The 20,873-nt window shown below is 65.6% G+C and carries 28 protein-coding genes and 1 pseudogene; 25 read left to right on the top strand and 4 right to left on the bottom strand.

The genetic code is table 11. The features are described 5' to 3' along the window. Positions 1–10: 10 nt before the first annotated feature. The 3 genes from ACODRZ_RS16365 to ACODRZ_RS16375 all read right to left on the bottom strand — a co-directional run bounded on the left by ACODRZ_RS16365 (position 11) and on the right by ACODRZ_RS16375 (position 3,428). Complete coding sequence (locus tag ACODRZ_RS16365) at positions 11–298, bottom strand: hypothetical protein (protein ID WP_488971813.1); 288 nt, start codon at positions 296–298, stop codon at positions 11–13. Positions 299–300: 2 nt separating this feature from the next. Further along, positions 301–1,965 (bottom strand): hypothetical protein, encoded by a 1,665-nt coding sequence (locus ACODRZ_RS16370; protein ID WP_048939653.1) that lies wholly within the window; start codon positions 1,963–1,965, stop codon positions 301–303. Between the two features lie 110 nt (positions 1,966–2,075). Next, complete coding sequence (locus tag ACODRZ_RS16375; protein WP_037522502.1) at positions 2,076–3,428, bottom strand: tyrosine-type recombinase/integrase; 1,353 nt, start codon at positions 3,426–3,428, stop codon at positions 2,076–2,078. Between the two features lie 172 nt (positions 3,429–3,600). On the opposite strand from ACODRZ_RS16375, the pseudogene ACODRZ_RS16380 reads away from it, so the two are divergent. The 15 genes and pseudogenes from ACODRZ_RS16380 to ACODRZ_RS16450 all read left to right on the top strand — a co-directional run. After that, positions 3,601–3,933, top strand: a pseudogene (locus ACODRZ_RS16380) (hypothetical protein); the annotation flags it as partial. Further along, entirely contained in the window at positions 3,930–4,283 is a 354-nt protein-coding gene (locus ACODRZ_RS16385) for a DUF3768 domain-containing protein (RefSeq protein ID WP_019054423.1), read from the top strand. The pseudogene ACODRZ_RS16380 and the gene ACODRZ_RS16385, both read left to right, overlap by 4 nt. A 164-nt stretch (positions 4,284–4,447) precedes the next feature. Next, entirely contained in the window at positions 4,448–6,088 is a 1,641-nt protein-coding gene (locus ACODRZ_RS16390; protein ID WP_019054424.1) for a PRTRC system ParB family protein, read from the top strand. Positions 6,089–6,122: 34 nt separating this feature from the next. Further along, positions 6,123–6,551 carry a PRTRC system protein E gene (locus ACODRZ_RS16395; protein WP_019054425.1) on the top strand — a complete coding sequence of 143 codons (429 nt, stop codon included), beginning with the start codon at positions 6,123–6,125 and terminating at the stop codon, positions 6,549–6,551. A 42-nt stretch (positions 6,552–6,593) separates the two neighbouring features. After that, positions 6,594–6,800: a PRTRC system protein C gene (locus ACODRZ_RS16400; protein ID WP_019054426.1), complete on the top strand. Its 207-nt coding sequence runs from the start codon at positions 6,594–6,596 to the stop codon at positions 6,798–6,800. A 2-nt stretch (positions 6,801–6,802) separates the two neighbouring features. Then, positions 6,803–7,027 (top strand): hypothetical protein, encoded by a 225-nt coding sequence (locus tag ACODRZ_RS16405; RefSeq protein ID WP_019054427.1) that lies wholly within the window; start codon positions 6,803–6,805, stop codon positions 7,025–7,027. Positions 7,028–7,106: 79 nt separating this feature from the next. Further along, a complete protein-coding gene (locus ACODRZ_RS16410; protein ID WP_019054428.1) occupies positions 7,107–7,967 on the top strand; it encodes a hypothetical protein in 861 nt (286 codons plus the stop codon). Between the two features lie 7 nt (positions 7,968–7,974). Then, positions 7,975–8,799, top strand: a complete 825-nt coding sequence (locus ACODRZ_RS16415; protein WP_019054429.1) for a PRTRC system protein B — start codon at positions 7,975–7,977, stop codon at positions 8,797–8,799. Beyond that, positions 8,796–9,551: a PRTRC system protein A gene (locus tag ACODRZ_RS16420; protein ID WP_019054430.1), complete on the top strand. Its 756-nt coding sequence runs from the start codon at positions 8,796–8,798 to the stop codon at positions 9,549–9,551. The genes ACODRZ_RS16415 and ACODRZ_RS16420 overlap by 4 nt, the downstream gene beginning before the upstream one ends. Further along, the gene (locus ACODRZ_RS16425; RefSeq protein WP_026149972.1) at positions 9,446–10,204 is read left to right on the top strand and encodes a PRTRC system ThiF family protein; all 759 of its coding nucleotides are present in this window, start codon (positions 9,446–9,448) and stop codon (positions 10,202–10,204) included. Before ACODRZ_RS16420 ends, ACODRZ_RS16425 begins: the two co-directional genes overlap by 106 nt. A gap of 80 nt (positions 10,205–10,284) precedes the next feature. Then, positions 10,285–10,764: a hypothetical protein gene (locus ACODRZ_RS16430; RefSeq protein ID WP_019054432.1), complete on the top strand. Its 480-nt coding sequence runs from the start codon at positions 10,285–10,287 to the stop codon at positions 10,762–10,764. A gap of 93 nt (positions 10,765–10,857) precedes the next feature. Then, positions 10,858–12,519, top strand: a complete 1,662-nt coding sequence (locus ACODRZ_RS16435; RefSeq protein WP_488971812.1) for an ATP-binding protein — start codon at positions 10,858–10,860, stop codon at positions 12,517–12,519. 23 nt (positions 12,520–12,542) lie between these two features. Next, positions 12,543–12,737, top strand: coding sequence for a hypothetical protein (locus ACODRZ_RS16440; protein ID WP_019054434.1), 195 nt, complete (start codon positions 12,543–12,545; stop codon positions 12,735–12,737). After that, positions 12,734–13,060: a hypothetical protein gene (locus ACODRZ_RS16445; protein WP_019054435.1), complete on the top strand. Its 327-nt coding sequence runs from the start codon at positions 12,734–12,736 to the stop codon at positions 13,058–13,060. The genes ACODRZ_RS16440 and ACODRZ_RS16445 overlap by 4 nt, the downstream gene beginning before the upstream one ends. Positions 13,061–13,214: 154 nt before the next feature. Continuing rightward, the gene (locus ACODRZ_RS16450) at positions 13,215–13,679 is read left to right on the top strand and encodes a DUF736 domain-containing protein (protein WP_304537360.1); all 465 of its coding nucleotides are present in this window, start codon (positions 13,215–13,217) and stop codon (positions 13,677–13,679) included. Between the two features lie 112 nt (positions 13,680–13,791). Here ACODRZ_RS16450 and ACODRZ_RS16455 read toward each other — a convergent pair whose 3' ends face one another. After that, a complete protein-coding gene (locus ACODRZ_RS16455; protein WP_019054749.1) occupies positions 13,792–15,420 on the bottom strand; it encodes a Na+/H+ antiporter in 1,629 nt (542 codons plus the stop codon). A 148-nt stretch (positions 15,421–15,568) separates the two neighbouring features. Here ACODRZ_RS16455 and ACODRZ_RS16460 point away from each other — a divergent pair, with 148 nt between their 5' ends. The 10 genes from ACODRZ_RS16460 (at position 15,569) to ACODRZ_RS16505 (ending at position 20,834) form a co-directional block, all read left to right on the top strand. Further along, entirely contained in the window at positions 15,569–16,087 is a 519-nt protein-coding gene (locus ACODRZ_RS16460; RefSeq protein WP_019054750.1) for a hypothetical protein, read from the top strand. Further along, positions 16,084–16,554 (top strand): DUF6878 family protein, encoded by a 471-nt coding sequence (locus ACODRZ_RS16465; protein ID WP_488971811.1) that lies wholly within the window; start codon positions 16,084–16,086, stop codon positions 16,552–16,554. Before ACODRZ_RS16460 ends, ACODRZ_RS16465 begins: the two co-directional genes overlap by 4 nt. 2 nt (positions 16,555–16,556) lie before the next feature. Further along, the gene (locus tag ACODRZ_RS16470) at positions 16,557–16,958 is read left to right on the top strand and encodes a DUF6915 family protein (protein ID WP_019054752.1); all 402 of its coding nucleotides are present in this window, start codon (positions 16,557–16,559) and stop codon (positions 16,956–16,958) included. Between the two features lie 4 nt (positions 16,959–16,962). Continuing rightward, positions 16,963–17,274, top strand: a complete 312-nt coding sequence (locus ACODRZ_RS16475) for a DUF7673 family protein (protein WP_019054753.1) — start codon at positions 16,963–16,965, stop codon at positions 17,272–17,274. Positions 17,275–17,315: 41 nt separating this feature from the next. Then, positions 17,316–17,513 carry a hypothetical protein gene (locus ACODRZ_RS16480; RefSeq protein WP_171132739.1) on the top strand — a complete coding sequence of 66 codons (198 nt, stop codon included), beginning with the start codon at positions 17,316–17,318 and terminating at the stop codon, positions 17,511–17,513. Between the two features lie 192 nt (positions 17,514–17,705). After that, positions 17,706–18,401, top strand: coding sequence for a hypothetical protein (locus tag ACODRZ_RS16485; protein ID WP_019054755.1), 696 nt, complete (start codon positions 17,706–17,708; stop codon positions 18,399–18,401). A 60-nt stretch (positions 18,402–18,461) separates the two neighbouring features. Further along, positions 18,462–19,364: a hypothetical protein gene (locus tag ACODRZ_RS16490; protein WP_019054756.1), complete on the top strand. Its 903-nt coding sequence runs from the start codon at positions 18,462–18,464 to the stop codon at positions 19,362–19,364. A gap of 87 nt (positions 19,365–19,451) precedes the next feature. Further along, a complete protein-coding gene (locus ACODRZ_RS16495) occupies positions 19,452–19,712 on the top strand; it encodes an antitoxin (protein WP_019054757.1) in 261 nt (86 codons plus the stop codon). 11 nt (positions 19,713–19,723) lie between these two features. Continuing rightward, a complete protein-coding gene (locus tag ACODRZ_RS16500; protein WP_019054758.1) occupies positions 19,724–20,122 on the top strand; it encodes a type II toxin-antitoxin system VapC family toxin in 399 nt (132 codons plus the stop codon). A 145-nt stretch (positions 20,123–20,267) separates the two neighbouring features. Next, positions 20,268–20,834: a hypothetical protein gene (locus tag ACODRZ_RS16505; protein WP_019054759.1), complete on the top strand. Its 567-nt coding sequence runs from the start codon at positions 20,268–20,270 to the stop codon at positions 20,832–20,834. Positions 20,835–20,873: the final 39 nt, after the last annotated feature.

Genomic DNA, 20,873 nt, shown 5'->3' on the forward strand with positions numbered 1-20,873 from the left:
GCCAATTACTTCAAGTCGTGTGGATATGATCCGGACTGATCGAAAACCGCTCTAAAGACAGGAACAGGTATTCTCGTATGAGCTCCCGCTCATCAGCATCGGCGATCCGACCGAAGCAGATACAGGCTTCATGGGCCTTTGTCGGCCGCGCGATGGCACATTCGAGCAGCCACTTATCGTCCCCGACCAGAGAGATATTCTGCTGCTCACGGCCACTCACGACCATCTGGGGCGGAATCACCAATGCCGAACGGTCAATCCGCCAAGATGCTTCGGCACGTTCCAGAACCCGACGCATGTTCAGCCCCGCTGAAGATGTGGCGGCAGCGCTGGCGCCACAGCGGCATTTTCCGCCGTGGACCGAGCCTGTTCGATATCGCCAGCGTCGAACACGGGGAGTATCTGTACCATAATTCGATTATGGTCGGCGCTGTAGCGCTCGTGCCACTCCGCTTCCGTCATGACGGCGCGCCGTTCAGCTAGCCATGTCAGATAGGTCAGCAATGCAGGCAGTTTTCGTGCGGTGAACACTGCATTCGAGCAATGGAGGCAGCCGGTGAACGCGGTGGCGCAGGAGCCGTTGTCGTTCCGCCCAAGAGGGCTCGACCAAAAGCCGGAACACATGCCAAGGAACGTATCGGCATCGCCTGAGACCAACGACGCGACCGCGCCTGCGTCGAGCTTTTGGTTTCCGATCGAGAGGCCGGATGCGAGCGCGCTGACTTCCTCCTTCGGTGGCAGGACCAACGGCATCATCGCCATGTCGAACAGTTGACCTTCAGCGACCGCTACCGAGCGTGCATGCTCTTCTCGAAGCCCGTCCACCGCGGCATAATGCCGAGCGGCAACTGGCTTCGAGTGATCGCTCGCGAAGCGCCGAAGGTGGCCTGTGTGGCGCAAGTAATTGTCCCGCTTCACCGTCTTCCTTAGCCGGGCGGGAACGATCTTGGTTATCGGCTTGCCCGCTTCGTCGACGAGCCCAAGGCTCCTGATCGCGGCATAGAAGTTGTGGGTAGAAAGGCTGAACCGCCGCCAGCTCGGCAGTCCGGCTGCAACGAAGCCCACCCACAGGTAATCCGCATTCGGGTCCCCTCGATCGGCCATTCGCTCGGCGGCGGGTCGGGATAGTTCGAGGGCAAGGCGAACGAGTCCGCCGGGCGTATTAATTCCACCATCACGCACGCGTTCGCGCTTGATCTTCGCGCGGGGGCCGCCTCGTCCCTTTGTGTATTCAATGGAGACGTACCCTCTCGCGGGGTTCTTCAGGCAGTCGCGCCGCAGGGTCCGCAGGCATTCTATCGGCATTTCGACCCGGAGCGCGATGGCGATGATGAAGCAGATCGCATCAGGCAGGGTCAGAACGAGAAGATCGCTGGCCGCGGCGATGGCAACCTTGCGATATTTGAACATGTCGAACTCGCTTCGAGCGGGGCGCGTGCCGTCGGCGACCCTCAGGAACACATTCTCAAAGCGGCTCCTCTCCGGCTTGTTTCGCAAAGCTTCGATCTGCTCGCGGCCCGACAAGATCCTTTCGCGTGTAGCTACCACGCTGCGATCAGCGGCGTCTTTCAGGACGCGAGCGACGAACGGTGTCAACGGTTCGCGGGGCCGTAATGCCGTTCCGTTGTGCCGGCTCGTGAAGTTGATCCGCGCCTTCAGATCCGGACGAAGCAGATCAGGGTTTCGTTCGTCTATCGCGCGAAGGCCGTGAACAAGGCAACGGAACCGGGAGTATTGACCCCGAACGTCGCAGGCATCGATGTCAGCGGCCGTGATCACGCGAAGCCCCCCGTTGAGGCGCCCGCTGGAGGACAGATGTTTCCCGAGCGGGATCCAGCTCTGTCGATACTGTTCGACACTCGGGACGGCCAGGCCGGCGAACAGCTCGTTCATCATCGGCCCAAGGTACAAGGCAAGATCGCGACCCAGGCCTTCGTTCCCCACCTCGTGCAGCAACCAGGTCATTTCGCGCCCGACACCGTCACGATGATGATAGGCTACGATCGCGTCGGCTCGCGGCTCCTCATCCTGCTGCGGAGGTAAATCGCGGAACGAGAGGCGAGGGCGACCCACTGCTAGAAGAAGCCCATCAGACGAGAGTCCAGCGCCTCGGCCGCCTGATCTACGATTTCGAAGGCTTCATCGAGGTAGGTGAGATATTTTTCAGTGGTCAGGACGCTGGCGTGACCCAGCCATCGCTGGACCCGGCGCAAGGGGTCGCTGACAACCTTCATGTAGATTTCCTCGGTTCGATCCGGGACAGATCGATCGTCGAGCCTCATCACTTCCGCTTTGACGAGGTGTGTAAGCCAGTAGACGGCAAAGGTATGCCGGAGGGTATGGGGCGATACGTGTAGGTCCCAGCCCATGTCCTCCGACAACTTCTTGCTGGTACGCCGGAATATCGACTGCCATGCCGCGGGGGTGAGGGCTTGGCCGTCCTGCGCCAGCCACAATGCTGCCGGCTGCGCACTTTCCAATGGTGCGCCCGATCCGGGCAGCAATAGGAGGTTGCGTCGTTCGTCGATGCGCAGAGTCGCCAGTGATCGAGGGCGCCGCTCGCCCTTGATCAAAACGCGTTGCCCGCCTGCAAGCGTGCCGATGAGCGGCTGCCGCATGGTCCGGACCCCACCCGCGCGTCGCCAGCGATCGACCAACTGGCTCCGCTCCTCGCGAATATAAGCGTCGATGAAGTTACTGGCTACCCGCCTCGGGAACGGCACTGATCGAGGTTTGCGCCCTTTGGTGATTCTGGCGGGCAGGTCGATCATGGTGCTGCGACAGCCGTGAAAGACGCGGGCGTTCGTCGTCGGAAGCTCACCGATCAGAAGGCTTGCGCCTTCTTCGAGCCTAACCCCTGTCGTCACAAGCAGCTCGGCGAACGCGGCATCGCGCATCGGATTCCGCCGGTGAGTGATGCCGTTCGCGTAACCCCCACCGAGCAGGCCTTGGTCTCGGAACAGAACGTAATCCTCGAGCGGGATCATGCGGATCGTATCTTCGGCAACCGCGCCATCACGGCGGAATCTGGTTTTCGGCGCAACTGATATCAGTCCTGCGTCCTCGCTGGCGGCCCATTGATAGAACCGCGTTAGCGCCGCAGAGGTGCGCTTCCAAGACGATCCCGATAGTCGGAGCTCGCCCGGCCCTTCGAGCCGAAGGCTGCGATATTTCCCTACGTCGGCACTCGATGCGTCGAGTAACGACTTTGAACGCGCATCCCGCAGGTAACGGGCAAAGACCTGAAGATCTCGAGCATAGTGGCCTGCGCTGGCAAGGGACACGCCATCGGATCGCAGGAACGTGATGAACGAATTGACTTCTACAACGGGGCTTCCGTCGGAATGAAGGAGAGAAGGGAGATTTGTTTCGGGTAAGTATTTGATTGCGTCCTGCTTTATGGAGTCATCAAGCGCAGGCCGGATCATCGTCCCATCAAGAAGTATAGGCTCGACGCCGAGCCAAGGATCGAACGGGAAAAGATGCACTGAACCCTCGACATGACACTGGGCGTTTCCATTTTATTGCCCCGACCCGATCGATAATGGGACAATATCCTTATCCCGTCAAAGGGAATGGATCGTCTCAATGGCGACATAATTCATCTGCGGCGCCATGAAGCCGGACGAGGTTCGGGCGCTACCGGCCTGGTGCCTTCGGCTCATCGTCCTGGTCGAAGCCCGCGCGGCCCCGCGCCTGCGTACCGTCGAAGGCCTGTGGCGCCGGTCTACCTCGACCAGACCCGGCCGAATGACCGACTTCATCCGCGCCGAGGAGCTGCTCCCCGCAGCCGACATCGACGCGATCATCCGCGATGCGCCCGCCGACCTCATCCGCTTTCAGGACGTCGCCGCGCATGTCCCGCTCCCCGAACGACCGGCAATGGCGGAGTGGCTCGACACCTTCAACGCCGGCTTGCTGGAGGCCGCATGACAATTCCCGCCACCGAACGGATCGCCCGTCTCAACGATCGCTGCCGGCAGGGCCTCGATGCCCATGCCCGCATCATGGTCACCCGCAATTGCCTTGCCCGGCTGTCCGGCGAGGGCGAAGGCATCGCCGAGGTGCTCGCGCAGGCCGAACTGCTCGCGGCGGTCCGCCGCTATGCGTTCAAGCCCGGCGACGGGCCCGAGCGCGATTTCGGCGCCTTCGACCTGCAGGGGCAGAGGGTCCTCTTCAAGATCGATTATTATGACATGGCGCTCGAGTTCGGCTCCGACGACCCGGCGGACGCCTCGATCACGCGGCGCGTCCTCACCGTCATGCTCGCCGAGGACTACTGAGCGCCAGCGAGCCCTCAAGCCCCATTCCCCATGAAAATCAGCGCATCGGCTCGCCGGCCCTCCGGGCAGCGAGAGGGGAGGGGGAGGGCGAGCTTCAGGCTCGCCGACCGAGAGCGCGCGGGCTCGATGGACCCTGCCTTCCCCAATCCCCGAGGAGACCAGCCTTGACCCCTGCCGAACCGATCCGCGCCACGCTGCCGCTCTCCCTCATCACCAAGGGCGACAATCCGCGCCGCTATTTCGACCGCAAGAAGCATGACGAGCTTGTCGCCTCGATCCGCCTGCGCGGAATCCTGCAGCCCATCCTCCTGCGTCCCAAGGGCGAGGTCTATGCGATCGTCGCCGGCGAGCGCCGCTACCGCGCCGGTCTGGAAGCCTACGGCCCCGATGGCGAAGTGCCTGTCATCATCCGCGAGATGACGGACCAGGAGGCGCTGGACGCCGCGATCGCCGAGAATGACGACCGCGACGATCCGTCGGAAACCGAGCAGGCTGACGCCGCCGTCCGCTATCTCGCGGCCTGCCAGAACGATCGCGCCGAGGCCGCCCGACGGCTTGGCTGGTCCCGGGCGAAGCTCGATCGGCGCCTGGCGCTCGCCGAGCTTTCCGATGCCGTGAAGCTCGCGCTCGACGAACGCCGGATCAAGGTCGGCCATGCCGAGCTGCTGGCGGCCGTACCCGGCGACAAGCAGGACAAGGCCCTCGAGACCATTCTCGCCGCCGGGCTGGACGTCGGCAAGACTCGCGAATTGCTGATGCGGGTGACGCAGAACCTCGCCGCTGCCTGCTTCGACAAGACCGAGTGCACCACCTGTCCGTTCAACTCGGCCTCCCAGCGAACCCTGTTCGAGACCCACGTCGACGACGGACACTGCACCAATCCCGGTTGCTTCGAACTGAAGACCCAGACCGCCGAGGCGATCCGCTTCGAGGAGCAGGAGCGTGCCGAGAAGGCGGAACGGGCTGCAGCTCCGCCCTCCACTGACGATGCGCAGGATGACGAGCGCGATGACGACGAGGATGACGTCCTCGACGACACCGAAGGCGGATCTGATGCGAACCCGGGCGATCGCACTGAAGCTCCCACCCGCGCCGAACCGCGCGCCCCGGCTCCGCAGACCCCGCTCCCTTCGACGAGCGGCGGCTCCGCCGCGCACAAGCCGACTGTCACGGTCAAATCGATCGCAGGCCGTACCAGCGACCTGCGCGAGGCGAAGTGGCGCACCGCCGTCGCCCGGGCGCTCGCGGCCGATGCCGTCCAGGCCCACACCGCCATTCTCGTCGCCGCCATGTCGGGCACGCTTCCCCAGATCAAGGCCGAAACGCTGAAGGCGCGTGCCGGCATCCTGGTCGGCGCCACCTTCCCGGATCTTCCCTATGGCGACAAGATCGCGGAGATCCGCGCCCTTTCGGAGCCGCAGGCGGCCAATGTGCTGTCCGCCGTCGGCGCCGCCTATGCCAAGGACGTGCTCACCTTCGGGCATGTCGCCGACCTCGCCCGGGCCTTCGCGGTCGACCTGCGCGACGTCTGGCAGGTCGATAAGGCCTTCCTCGAGCGATACACCAAGGATGAACTCAAGTTCATCGCCCAGGAATGCGGCCTCGTCGCACACATGGGCGAAAAGGGCTTCGCCAAGCTCCTCACCGCCAAGAAGGCCGACCTCATCGCCGGCATGCTGGGCCGGCCCGGCTTCGACTGGGCCGGACGCCTCCCCAGTTCGATGACGCTCGACGGCCAATACGGACCGCCGCCGGTGAAGGCCGCGCCGCCGACCGAAGCCGCGATCACGGAACTCGCCGCCTGACCCCCCGAACACTCACATAGAAGGAAGCGCCCCCATGCTGATTACCAACCTGCTCCCGCTGCTCGCGCGCTACTCGCTCGGCTTCGATCTCGTCGCCGGCCCGGACGATACCGTCACCCTGACCGTGATCCCCCGCAGGCAGGAAGGCGCCGCGCACAAGCTCGAGACCGGCGAAACCCGCCCGATCTCGCTCACCGCCAGCGCCGCGGAAATCGACGCCGAACTAGCCAAGGGCGAAGACGGTGCGCTCGGCCAGCTCATCGCCGCTCGCAAGACGCTCGCCGACCAGCTCGAGGAGCAACGCCAGGCAGCCGAAGCGGCCCGCACCGCCGCCGCCGAAGCCGCGAAGGCCAAGGCGGCAACGCCGAAGACGCCCGCGCCCACGAGTCCCGCAAAAGCTGCGAACCCCGCCGCTCCGCCAGCCGACGCCAAGGCGGACGAACCGGCCAGCCTCTGGGACTGACCTTCATCGACTTGCCCAACATCTCAATTCGAGAGGCCCATCATGCAGATCAACCTCCTGACCCGCACTTACCGATACGACGGCATCGACCTCCCGGTCCCGCCGCATCTCGCGGAAGAACCGGCAGCGTTGCGCTCCTACCATGCGACACTCTTCCCGGCGATTCTCAACGCCGAGATCGTCGATGCCGGCGTGTCGGGCAACGCCCACCTCATCGAATATCGGCGCGCCGTCGGCACCAAGGGCTGAACATGCCGCCCGCCCAGAGCGCGGCCATTCCGGCCGCTCCGCGCAAGACGCTCCTCGAATGGATCGAGCACGACGATGGCAACACGACCGGCTTCCCCCAGCCTCCCTGCAGCGCCCAGGCCCAGGCCCTCCACGCGCGGATCCTCCTCGACCCTGCCAATCACAAAGGCGAAGCGGCGGAGCCGCTTCAGCCCCCCGCCGGCCTCAGGCTCGCCCCACTCGGTTGATCTCGCGGGGCGGTCGGTCGCGCTGTCCGTCGACATCCCCGCCACTTTCGATCAGCCGCTCAGCAATCACCACAAGCTGATGGGCCGCTGGGTGTCCGCGCGGGAAGCAACCTCCAAGCGGTACACGCGCGTCGGCGCCCGCAAGCGCATCGAGCAGGTCTTCAATGCCGCGGTTCTCGAAATCCTGGAGCCGATCGAGCTTGTCGATCTGCGGGTCGCCGTCCTCGTCGGCGAAGACGATAATCCGCCCGCGATCGCCCTTGTCTGCGAGACCCTGGGCCAACTGGATCTTGGCTGGATCGAAACCGGCGACGCTCCCATCCCCTGGCGCGCCGCCGCCTATGCGGCCCTCGGGGAGACGCTCGGCACCGCCCTTCCGGTCTTCGGCTACCAAGACCTCTTCGACGAAATCTCGATGTATTATTGGGACGGCGAGATCGACGACGAGAGCGCGCGCCGGAGCTTGGCCGCCTATCAGGGTCTCAGCGCCGAAGAGATCGAGGAACAGACGCTCCCCTCGGAAATGAACGCGCGCCGTCCCGACTGGATGATCGGCGCGAACGCAGCGAAGCCCGCATGCCTCCCGAAAGAGCTGGCGCAGGCGCTGCACCGGCTTCGCGACGCGCATAAGGCGCTCGAACACCTCGCCTCGGACCGCAATGCCTGGCACTTCGATAGCGACGCCCTCTACGAATATGTGCCGGGCATCGAGGAATGCTCGTCCCTTCCGCCCTTGACGCTCGTTCCGTTCGAAGAGTTCGCCCGCGAACTCGACGATGTCGCGCGCCACGGCATGGAAATGGGCTTCATGGATTTCTGCGGCCTCTGCCCGCTGCCCGAAGTGAGCCGGATCGACGCCTGGTTCGCGAGCCTCAGGCTCGGCGTCCAGTTCCTGCTCGCGGCTCAGGATCTCGTCCGTCTCGACCCACCCAATCCGTGAGGCCCCCATGTCCGATCACAGCAGCCACTTCGAAGCCACCGGCGGCGGTCTCGTCCTGACCAACGCCATCCTGCTCTATCAGGCCGGAACGTCCCGGACCCCAAACGCCTATGGCGCGCCCAGGAACGACGTGGCGGCGTTCGCCAGCATGCACGCCGTCGAGCTCGATGGAGACGGCCGCCCCACGATCGCTGCGGGCATTCCCTTGTCGCGTGCGCAGCTGCGCCAGTGGACCGAGGCGCTGGGCCGCACGGCTATCCCCGAGATATTGCCCGACACCGTCCTGGTCTCCCATCCCGATGTTCTCGCATGGTGGACGCCGGCACAGGTTCGCCCCGCCTATTTCGCGCTCTCATCGCCGCCCGACGGTCTTCGAGCGCTGGCGCGGCGCACCACGGTCGCGGTGCCCTATCCCGCGCATCTGTTCATTGCCACGCGCGCGGGGCTCGGGGTCTACGCGCTGCCGGCCAGCGAGCGCCCCGTGGCTGACACGCCGGTGCTGCACTCGCCCATTCTCAATGTCTTCATCGAAGGGCGGCTCTGCTGGGGCAATATCCCGAGGCCGAAAACCCTCGGCGTTGCCGCAATCCCGGAGTTCGAACGGGCCGTGTTCGACTCCTGGTCGACGCACCCCAATCCCGGACAGGAATGGACGGTGACCGGCAAGGGCGGCCTCGTCAGACTCTGGGACGATCTCGCCGCGCGCGGGGCCAGTCGTTTCCCGGTCCGACGCCTCAGGCCCTTCAATCCCGCCGCCCGTCTGCGACAGGCGCGCCCGCCGGCCGACGCGATCACGGTCGGCCGACTGATTTCAGCGGCTGCCGGGAGATGACCATGCTCGCCGATGATCCGACCGCGGCCGCGCTGCTCGCCGCCGTTCCCTGCTATCCTGTTCCGCCCATAGGCCGATCGCCTGGGCTCGATGCGCTTCGCAGCAGTCGGGCCGGACACGGGCTCGCCGTGGGGGCCGATGGGGCGATGCTCATATTGCGTCGTCCCTGGCTGGCGCTTGATGCGCCTCTGTCGCCGCCATTCGCAGCCCATCTCCCCTATGGCAGCATGGGCGACCCCCAGGCCGAATTGCGCTGCGGCCGGGTCCCGGGTGAGCATCTCGCGGCCGTCCTGGACCATTTCCGTGCCGCCCTGCCCAACGAGGCAGCCGCCTTCATCCTGTGGAACGAGGCGACGGCCGAATTCACCGTGCATTTTCCGCAGATCGATGAAGCGACGCCGACGCGCCTCGTCTACCGGCCCCCGGCCTGCGAGCCTAGTTGGCATGTCGTCTGCGACATGCACAGTCACGGGCGCGGTCCGGCCTATTTCAGCGCGACCGACGATGCTGACGATGCCCATGCCACCAAGATTTCACTCGTCGTCGGCCGGCTCGACCACCCGGCGGGTCCGGTCATGGCCGCCAGGCTCTGCGCCGGAGGGATGTTCCTGGCCGTGCCGCGCAGCCCATTTTCGGGAGATTCCCCATGCAGCCTGACAAGCTCCAGCGCCACTTCCTTCCCGCCACCTTCGACAATCGCGGGATCCGCATCCTCCTCGTGGGATGCGGTGGAAACGGCGCTCAGATGCTAATGGGCCTTGCCTCGCTCGACACGGCTCTCCGCGCGATCTCCTCGCGTTCGCTCGCGGTCACCGTGGTCGACGACGACATTGTGACCGAGGCCAATCTCGGTCGCCAGCCCTTCTATCGCTGCGATCTCGGCAACTCCAAGGCGCGCACGCTAACCGAGCGGATCAACCTTGCCCACGGCCTGGGCTGGAAAGCCGTTCATGGCCGAGCGCCCGATGCCGTCGATACGGAAGGGACCGACATCCTCATCACGTGCGTCGACACGGCTTCGGCGCGCCGGGCACTCGGCGCGGCGCTTAGCGACGGCAGGGTCGTGCCGACCTATTGGATGGACCTCGGCAATCGCGCCAGCGACGGACAATATCTGATCGGTTGCCCATGCCGTCCGAAGGGCAACGTCAAGGCGCGCCTGCCAACTGTCCTCGAGGCCTTTCCCGAGCTGGCCGACGAAACCCTGGCCGAGGACGATGCCCCGTCCTGCTCGGTCGCCGAGGCGCTCGAACGTCAGTCCCTGTTCGTCAATCGGGTGCTGGCGAGCCACGCGCTCGCACTGCTGTTCGACCTTCTCGGCCGCGGGTCGATCGGGCACGCCGGCGCTTTCATCAACCTCGCCAGTGGCCAAGCCGTCCCGATCCCTTTGCCGCGCGGTGACTGAACCCCTGCCGGCCACTCCACCACTTTCCGTGCCCATCCAACCCCGGTGGCCTGCGCCCCGGGGCATGAGGAGATTTTGTCATGACCGTCATCGGACATAACCGCATCCGCCGCGTCGATAGCTTCGATGGCTATGAGGTTCTCGCCCATCCCCTGGCGAACCGCGAGGACCGCGTCTTCCATCGCGGCGAGGGCGGGGCGTCCCAGGTCGGGGTAACCTACGGGTCGCATGACATCCAGATCGCGCGGCCGACCGGTCCCGGAAACAAGGGCCTCCTGGCCATCCTGATGCACCACGGCGGGGGCCGCCATATCCTCGAATTCTACGAGAGCGCGCTGCCGATCAGCGCGACACTGCTCAGCCTGCCGGAGCGCGCGCAATACGCGCTGGCCTACACGATGTTCAAACAGGCCGACGAGTGCGCCATCGCCGCCCGCGTGGACGAAGCCGACCGCTGGGCCAAGGCCTTCGTCGATGGCCGCATCCGCAAGCGCCGCCGGGCCGGCAAGCGCTATGTCCACATCGAGACACCGGCCGAGAAGGAGCGCCGTTGCGCCTGACAGCCGCGCCACCGCCGCCCGTGGACGCGCAGCCCCGAGCGAAAGGAGAGAAGGGCGGGGAGGGGGCCATTCGCTCTTGCCGAGGAGACCCCGATGCCCCTTCCCACCGTCGTCCACAGCCAGGTCGATCCCGCAGCGATCACCAAGGTGACGAGGCTGTTCAATAATACGCTCGGTTCCATACTGACCGAGCTCATCCAGAATGCGCGCCGCGCCGGCGCGACGACCGTCGACCTCGATGTCGCCGAAGCCGACGATCGGCAGTGGCTCGTCATCGCCGACGACGGCGCGGGGATCGCCGATCCCGCGGTCATTCTCGCGCTCGGGCGCTCGGGATGGGATGAGGATATCGCGGCCCGTGAAGATCCTGCCGGCATGGGCGTGTTCAGCCTTGCCGGGCGCCATGTCGAAATCCGGTCCCGTCCGCGCGCCGGCGGAGACGCCTGGCGGATCTCGATCGCGCCCGGCGATTGGGAAACGGGCGGTCCTATCCCGGTCTATCGCTGCGATCATCGCTTCGGCACCGAGATCCGTCTCCCACTCCAGGATGACTGGGCGAAATCCCTGGAGGCCAGCGCGAACGCGGCCGCACGCTATTGTCCGACGCCGATCCGATTCAACGGCGCGCCGCTTGCCCAATCGGACTGGCTCGCCGACGCCCTGGTCACGGTTGAGACCGGCGGCGTGCGCATCGGCCTCTATAACGGGGCGCGCTCCACTCACTACCAGCCGCGCATCAACTTCCACGGCCTCACCGTCCCCTGCGCCTTGCCCTCGATTGACGAGAAGGATCGCAGCTGGTGGGCGCGCGTCGACATCATCGATGCCCCAGCGCTACAGCTTGTGCTGCCAGCCCGGACCGAAATGGTCGAGAGCGCCGCGCTCGAAGCGCTCCGCGACTTGGTCCGCAAGACCATCTTCCGCCACATCGCATCTCTCGGCAGCCACCGCCTGTCCTTCGCCCAATGGACCGAGGCCCGGAATCTCGGCATCGATCTTCCCGAGGCGACGGCGCTCCTGCGAGGCTGGACCCCGGCGACGGCCGATCTCAACAGCGGACGCGAGGGTTCCGGCCTGATCCCGGCGGACAATCTCGTCCTCATGGAGAATTTCGGCGCGCCGCTCGAACAATGCGCGGCATTCGCGCTCGCCCGCGACGGCCGCCTCCAAGGTTCCCTCGCCGATCCGGACGACGCGATGGCGGGATATGGCTGGTACGATGCACTCCCCCGGATCACAGCGCTTCGGTTCGAGATCGAACGCGACGGCGCCCGCCATCTGTTCGACAGCGAGACCCTGTCCGGGCTCGAATGCGGGACGGTCGACCGCCTCGATCTCGTGGTCGAGATCGGGGGCGCCAGAACCGAGACGCTGACCGTCGCGGCTCCCGTCGTCATCGAGTATGACGACGCGCATCATTGGGGTTTCGAGGAAGCGAACGTCCTTCTCGCCGCGCGCGGCGCGATATCCCCGGACGAGCTGGTCGACCTGCTCGAGGCTTCATGCTTCTGCGCGAGCGACGATCGCGACGCCGATAGCTGGGAGACGCAGAACGATCACTTCCTGCTCGATGCCAGAGAAATGGCCACCCGACTGTTGCTTGGAGACGACGCGGCGCTGGTGGAGCGGCTCCGGGCGATCATCGCCTACCGCGCCCAATGGTTCGTTCCCGAAGGGCGCCAGTTCTCAGCGATCATCGGCAGGAACGCCATCGATGTCCGCATCGAAACCGTCCCGGCGTCGCCGGCATCCTGATCAATCTCGAAGGGACCAATCCCATGCGACCCATCAGAGCCGCGAAGCGGGCAGACCGCGACGCCGTGTGGGAGGCGATTGACCAGCTTCGCAGCGCGCGGCACCTTCTTGCCCAGAGCGGCGCCCCGCGCGCCGCCGCCGCGGTCCGCAAGGCGCTGCGCAGCGCCGAGGGCGCGGCCCGCCACGTCGATCATCGCATTCGTCGGAGCCAGACATGAGCCGCTACGAACTGAAACCGAGACCGGGGAATGGGGTCATCAAGGCGGTGGTTGGCTGGGACAGACCCCTTCAGACCTTCTTCGCCCAGATATTCACGCCGACCGATGAGGAACCCGAAGAAGGCGAGGCGACGATCTGGCTTGGCACCGAGCCGGGCGAGCTGCTCAGCCCCGAGATCGCCATCAGGGTGGTCGAAGCTTATGCCGATATTCCCGAGACGCTGGCTGCCGATCTCGCGGCGGACATGAACGCCACGGTCGGCGTCAAGGACGGCCTGCATCAGGCAGCGGCCAAGAGGCGTCTCTTCGGCTCGATAAACTAACACCAGCGCCCAACGCGTTTCGACCCGAGGCCGCTTTTGCGGCGCTCGGATGGGCGCTTGCGCGCCTGCTCGGCCGAACGGCCGAGGAGGGGAGTGGGGAAGGAGGAAGGTGGCTCGGACACGGTGTTCGAGACCGCTTTCAGGAGACTTTCCCATGAACATCGGTTCGATCAAGCAGAATGACGCCGGCATTTTCGTCGGCAAGATCGCGACGCTGGCGATCGCCATGACGGTTGCGCTGCGCGAGGTGCACTCGGCCAATCCCAAGGCGCCCAAGTTCGAGGTTCTGGCGCTGTCGGCGTCGCGGGCGTGGGTGCAGGTGGGTGCGCTGTTCGAGCTGTTCTCGAACGGCACGGGCGAGGCGTTCCTCAACGGCAAGATCGAGGACCCGAGCCTGGCCGCGCCGCTCTACGTGTCGGCGTTCCGCCAGGAGGACGGCAGCTACAACGTCGTCTGGTCGCGCCCGACGCGTCGCCGCGATCTCGCCGCGGAGATGGCGCCCAAGGCCGACGAGGGCCTGCCGCCGCTGCCCGGCGCCGACGAGACCGCCGGCCCCGCCACCCAGGGCGCCGAGGCCGGCCTCGGCCAGTCCTCCGCCGAACATGCCTTCGCGAGCTGACGCAAACGGCAGTTCGAACTCTCCCAGCCCCCGCTTCACCCAAGCGGGGGCTTTTTCCTTGTCCCGAAACCAAAGCTCGCGGCCGCGCCGTGCCTGCCGGCTGTCGTTGGCATCACCCTGCCAGACGGGCCTCCTGCAGGTCGAGCTCCCGCACCAGCTTGCGCGCCGCCTCGCTCCCCAATTCGCTCTGACGAACCCGGCGGAAAATTTCCCCGCGTTCCGCCTTCAGCGCGGCAAGGCGAAGATCGCGCTCGATGCGCTCATCGCGCCGCAGAAAAGCCATCGCCTCGGGCAGGCTCGAGCGATTGTCGATCCGTTCGCGATAGAGGTCCATCAACCTGGAAGCGACGTTCACATAGGCGTCGGCATCCTTTCGCCCCTCGGCAAGCTGGTGCTGAGTGCGCTCGATCTCGGCGATCGCGGCTTCGGCGGCCGCTCTCCGGGCTTCTTCGATCTCCGCATCGCGCGATGGCTCCGCCGGCATCTCCAGCCCCCGCATCATCAACGGCAGTCCGATCGATGCCGCGATCAGCGACAGGATGATGACGCCCATTGCCAGGAGAATGGCGAGATCGCGACCCGGGAACGCCGTCCCGTCGGCCATGGCGAGCGGGAGCGTGAGTACGCCCGCGAGCGTGATGGCCCCACGGACGCCCGCGAAAGACATCGCCCCCACCAACCGCCAGTTCGGCCTCGGGCTATCTTCCGCGCGGCGGAAAGACGTCAGGCGCAGCGAGAACCAGACCCAGACGAAACGCAGCGCCGCCAGTGCGACATTGATCGCGACGATATAGACGGCCAGCCACCAGGCTCCATGATGGCCGGTCAGCCTGACGCTGTCGGCAGCGCCGGCCAATATCGTGGGAAGCTGCTCGCCAAGCAGCACGAAGATGATGCCGTTGGCCGTGAACTGAATGAGATCCCAGACCGTCGTGCGTCGGATGCGGGTTACGGCCAGCGCCTTGCCCCGTGTCTCGATGAACCCCATCATCACGCCGGCCGCGACCGCCGCCAGGATGCCCGAGCAATGGAGATGCTCGGCTACGAGATAGGCGCCGAACGGAATCAGCAGGCTGATCAGGATCTGCGAGCTGCTTTCCTCGCCGAGACGCCGCGCGACCAGTTCCTTTGCCCGCCCAACGAGCCAGGTGAGGCCCGCGCCGACGACGATGCCGCCAATCGCGACCCACAGGAAATTGAGCGCCGCGGCCCCCAGCGAGAAGCTGCCCGTCAGGGCGGCCGCCACCGCAAAGCGCAGGCAGACAAGGCCCGACGCGTCGTTGAGCAGCGATTCCCCCTCCAGGATATGCATCATCCGCTTGGGGATCGGCGTGCGCTGCGCGATCGCGGACACGGCGATCGGGTCGGTGGGGGAAACCACCGCCGCGAGCGCGAAAGCCACTGCGAGCGGCATAGCCGGGATCATCCAGTGGATGAGGAAACCCATGCCGACGACGGTGAACACGACCAGGCCAAGGGCCAGCTCAAGGATCGTGACGCCATCCTTGAACATATCGTCGGGCGGTATCCGCCACCCATCGAGGAACAGCAGCGGCGGCAGGAAGAGCAGGAAGAAGATGTCCGGATCGAGCGTCACCCGCCAGTCGGCGACGAGACCGATCGCGGCACCCAGAGCGATCTGGACGAGGGGACGCGGAACCGAAAACGGCAAGAGGCGAGCCAGGATTCCACTCAGCACCACGGCGAACAGCAATGTCAGGACGAGCGTGATGGTTTCCAAAAGCGAAGCCTCTGAACAGATTTGTCGGGACGGCCACCCTGTCTAACGCCGTGCCCCTTTCCTGTCAGCTTCAATCCCGGCCGACCGGCCTGCGGCCGTAGAGAGGAGGGGGAGCGTGGCTCCTGTCCAATCGTGACGGGAGACAATCATGTCCGACATCATCGACCTCGGCGGCGCCCCCGCCAACGAGGACTGCGCGCAGCTTGGGCACACGCCCGACTTCGAGCGGCTGAACCGGCTTGAAGTCGCCGCCTACCGCGCCGCCATCATTGCCCGTTTCGGCCCGCCGCCCGATGGCTGCACGCTCGTGTCGGTCACCAACCGGCACGACTTCGGCGTCTATTATTCGCTTGGCCTCAAGGTCGATGCGCTTGCCTATCGGCGTAATCCCGCGGTTACCGCCTATACCGAGGCCGCGCAGGACGGCCTCGAAAGCTGGGTCGAGGCCGGGTTCGCGCCACCGGTCCGTTATGAAGACGGCAGCGCCCCGACAGTCGATCGCGACCGGATCGACGACATCGTCACCGGCGCGCTTCTGGCGACCCGGCCCAATGCCGACGGACGCTTCGCCATCCCGGACTTCGAAGCCCTTCACCGCAACCTCGCCGCCGCCTATCCGGCCAGCGCCGAGGCCGCGAAGATCCTGATCCAGGAGATCGACGCATGATCCAGCAACCCACTTCCGACCAGCCGGTCACCGAGGCCGCGATCGTCGCGGAGATCGAGACCGGTCTTACCGCTGTCCAAGACGTCGAGGCGCGCTGCAAGGCCGCCTTCCTTCCATTGCTGCGCGAACACGGCATCGCGCGCGTTGACATCCACTATGACGGCGGCGGCGACGAAGGCAGCGTGGGCGATGTCTTCGCCTATCGCGACGACGCCAGCGCAGAGCTACCGACCATCCTGTGCGACCATTTCGCGCTCGAATATAATGGCTCTGTCACCACGCGGACGGTCGACCTTGAAGATGCTCTGAGCGCTTTCGCCGAGAATGCGGTCTGCAGCCATCATTGCGGTTGGGAAAACGGCGAAGGGGCCCACGGCATCATCGGCATCGATGTCGCTTCCGGCTCGGTGACACTGACGCACAACACCCGCTTCATCGACTATGACACCAGCGAGACGGAGCTCTAGCGATGTCGCATTGCCATTATCATGCGCTGAGCTCGGTCCGCCGGTGGGGCGGTAATGCCGAGGACTATCTGCCGCTTCACCAGTGGTTCGACGAGTCCAAGAAGATCATCGCCGATCCGCGCCACCGCGCCTTGAGGCATCATGCCGAAGGCATTTTTCTCCTCGAGACGATCTTCGGCGTGACGATCCGCAACAGCGACGGCCGGGACATCCCGGTCCGGCTCGTCGGAGAACAGCATGTCACCGAAGATCTTGGGCGGATACCGTCGTTTGCCGACTGGGCGCGTCTCATCCAGCCGATGCCGTGGATCCTGCGCGGCAATCCGGCGGGCTCGCCGGGTGTCGATCCCGAGTTTGGCGCTCCGGTTCCCGGTTCCCGTGAGCATCTCGCTGCTATAGGCTGATCCCGTGGACAAGGGACCCTTCAGCGACGCCGCCGCGCGCCATGCCCTCGACCGGCTGATCGAGATCGCTCGATCCGACACCGGCCAGGCGCGGCGGGTCGCGAACTTCCTGCTTGCCTGGTGGAATGGCGATGATTGCGGTCATTTCCCTATCGCAGATCTGTTCGGCGTCGACGCGACGATCGCGACCCACATGACAATCATCATCGGCTTTCTCGGCCAGCATGAAGGCGCGATCTATCCCGATGCCTTCGGCCGCAAGGCCGAGATGATCGAGCTGGTTCGCCGTTGGCGCGACTTTCCAGACGAGGGCTGAGCGCTCGCCTCGACGCGCCTTCCGCGCTATGATCGAGTCCCATGACCGAGCTCGATCCCCACACGCTGCGCGTCGCCGCTTCGCTCGTTCGATCGCGGATCAAGACGCTCAAGCTCGACGGTCGTATGGACGGGCTGCAGCGGTTGGGCGCGCAGCGTACGCTCACCCAGCTCGCGGTGGACCTCGAAGTGTCCGCCGACCATGTCGGGCCTCCCCGCCGCCGCAAGCGCACGGCCTAGACTTGCCAATAGGGCGGTAACGCCGCCCGCACCTTCCGAACGTCTCTGACCAAGGCCGCGGAATCCTCCGCGCGTCTGCTGCGGTCCGCGCTCCGCGCATGCAAAGGGGAGCAGGGCAGGGGAAGGGGGCCGGGCCTGTCTCCGAGGCCGGGGACGCGGCTTGCGCCGCATCCCTCTCCCCAAGGAGTCAGCATGGCCAACCACTTCACCAAGGCGAGCTTCACGCTCGCCGTCACGCCCGCCGAGGCTGAGGTCCTCCGCCTGATCGACGATGCCATCGAGGCCCTCGACGATGCTTCGCTCGAACCGGATGGGCGCACCGCGCGGTTCTCCGCGTTGGGCCCGGCTTTCGCGGCCTGCTTTCCGCCGGCCGATGCCGACCCGTTCTCGGGCTTTCTCGAGATATTCCCCGATCCCGATTATCCCCGCCTCGGCTTCACCCTGCAGGTCGATCCTCCCGATACCGGGGACACGGTCGGCGTCTGGATCCACGGCGAGCAGGTCGACATCGAGGCGACGGCGGCGCTGATCCAGGCCACGGCACGCTCCGCGCTTCCCTTCGGCTTCGAATATGCCCTCGATTGTGATCGCATGCGTCCGGGTGAGTTCGGCGGCGGCTTCGTCGTGATCCGCGAGGACGACATCGAATTCGGCGGCTCGGCCCGAGGCCTCGAAAAGGCGCTGACCCGCCGTCCCGGCGAGGCCGAGCACGGCCTCGTCATCGCCACGCGGGATCGCGAGGAAGGCCTGCTCTTCTGGAACAGCAAGGCGGGCTTCGGCTCGCTCGAAACCGCGACCGTCTTCTCCGAGGCCGAAGCCTCGAACACCGATCTGCCGATCGCAAGCGACCAGCCGGAATGGCTGGCCCTGCCGGCGCCGCTCGCCTGAACGCGCCGGACCGCCGCCATCAAGCGCGGCGCTCACACCCTCAAGCCGGAGTATCTCGCCATGCCGACCTATGACGTCGTCTTCACGGCGCCCGTCCCCGACTGGATCCTCGCCAAAGCCGAGGCCGAGGATGCGCGCCGTGCGCGCAGCTGGCTTCTTTCCCAAAGCTGGTACGAGCGTCGGCGCATCGACTGGGCCGCCGCGCGAACGATCGTGCCGGAAGGCAGCCAGTCTCCGGTCCAGCACGAAGCTGTTTTCGCGCTCGATTGTGAGGAGAGCGCCAGCCCTGCCTCGGGAGCGCTCACCCTCCGCCTCGCCGTCACCGTCCGTCAGGGCGAGGATCCGCTCGAGAAGGCACGCCGCGTGCTCGACCTTCCTCGCACCGGCAGAACCAAGCGCCGGGTCCTCAACCGAGACGGCATATGGGACCGGGGTTCGTTCAGCGCCGTCAGGGGCAACAGCGTCATCGGTCCCATGCCGCCGGACTGGCCGGAAGGCCGCATGCTCACCGACTATTCGAGCCACCTCGGCAGCTATGGGCAAGGGGGCGTCGGCCTCTCGGGCTGGCAATGCAATCGCGGCTCATGGATCGTTCTGCCGCTCACCGGGTCTGACGGGTGGATCTGGCTGACGCGCGAGGAGATCACTCCGGCCGAGGATTTCCGGTCGCTCCGGGCTGCCATCGACCAGCGCATCCTTGGCGTGCATCCCGACCAGATCGCGGAATTCACGCCGTGGGAGCATCGCTATGCCGGCCATGAACGCATAGCCGACATCCCCGACTTCGGCGACGAGAAGGCGACCATAGAGCGCTTCAACGCGACCGAGGACGGATTCGTACTGGAGGCCGCCAACGGCCTCACCCGCTGGCGCTTTGCCATGGGCGACGATCTGCCCCGTCCGATCTGGGCCGGCTCGCGAGAGCCGCGCCTGCTCGCCCATGACTGCTATCTCGCGGTGTGAGACGCCAGGGCCGGAACCCCTGTTGTTGTCCGCCATTGAAATGGCCGACCGCAATGTATATGTCTATGTATATCCAAGGAGGACGGCATGGCACGATCCGAACCGATAGCCTCGCGGGAAGCCAAACTGTTCCGCAACAACAAGAGCCAGGCCGTGCGTATCCCGGCCGACTTCGAGCTTCCAGGAACGAGCGTCATGATCCACCGTGACGGCGAGCGGCTCATTCTCGAGCCGATCCGCCGGCGGAATATTCTCGAAGTCCTGGCGAGCCTCGACCCGCTCGGACCTGATGACGAGTTCCCGGACGTCGACGATACGCTGCTGCCGGCAAAGGCCATAGACCTTTGAGCACGCTCTACATGCTCGACACCAACATCGTGTCCGAGCTTGCGCGCAATCCGCACGGGGCCATCGCGAACCGGATCGCCGAGGTCGGCCCTGACGGCATCTGCGTCAGCATCATCGTGGCCGCCGAACTCCGCTACGGCTGCGCCAAGAAGGGATCGCCGCGCCTCCTGGCCCAGATCGAAGCGATCCTCGACAGCATCCAGGTTCTCGCCCTCGATGTTCCGGCCGACACCGAATATGGCGGAATTCGCGCCGAGCTCGAGGCCGCGGGCAAGCCGATCGGCCCGAACGACCTGTTCATCGCGGCTCATGCCTATGCCTTGGACGCGGTCCTTGTGACCGCCAACTACGGCGAGTTCTCGCGCATCCGCGCCCTTAGAATCGAGAACTGGCTCGACGAGCCCAACTGACGGCCTGTCCCTCGACCGCTACAGTCGTGGCGCTCCGCCGCAGACGATAATCGCCGGACCGCGCCACAAGCCTGCCGAGGCCGACATACCACCGGGCGCGGCGGCTGTCCCCGCTCGATCAACTCCAAACTCGAGAGGAACGACCATGACGACCATCGTCCTGAGCAACGGCCATCTGCGCTCCGAGACCGTCGAAGCCGCGATCGACGCGCTGATCGAGATGCTGAACGATCATCCGCTCAACCGCCTGTTCGAAAAATATGGCGATTTCGTCGAACGGGATGCCCGCAACCTGCGCGGCGAATGGCTCGAAGGGGTCGAGAATGCCGTCAGCTTCTTCGGCAACTTCTTCGACCGATCCCATGTCTTCATCATCGTCTCGAACGACGCGCATCACGTTGAACGCCTCTGCGCAGCGATCGCTGCGAACCGCCAGCGTCCCGACTATCTGCGCCAGCCGCCGCCTTATGATCCCGCCAAGCTGGTTATCGAGCGCAAGCGCTTCAGCACGACCCAGGGCGAGGTGCTGCTCACCTATGACGGTCAGCGGATCGAGCAATATGGTGACACGATCCGGCTCGACGGTCGCGGCAACTATGAAGGGCATGACGATCATTACTGGCACAACATCGCCAAGCGTGATCTCGCGCGCCGCCATGTCGAGGCCTTCGACCGCAGCATGACCGCGAGCGAGGCTCTCCCGCCCACTTAGCGACCGTCCGCCAGCCGGTGACGTTGCCTCTAGCGCACT

Source organism: Novosphingobium sp. FG90 (assembly GCF_057808725.1).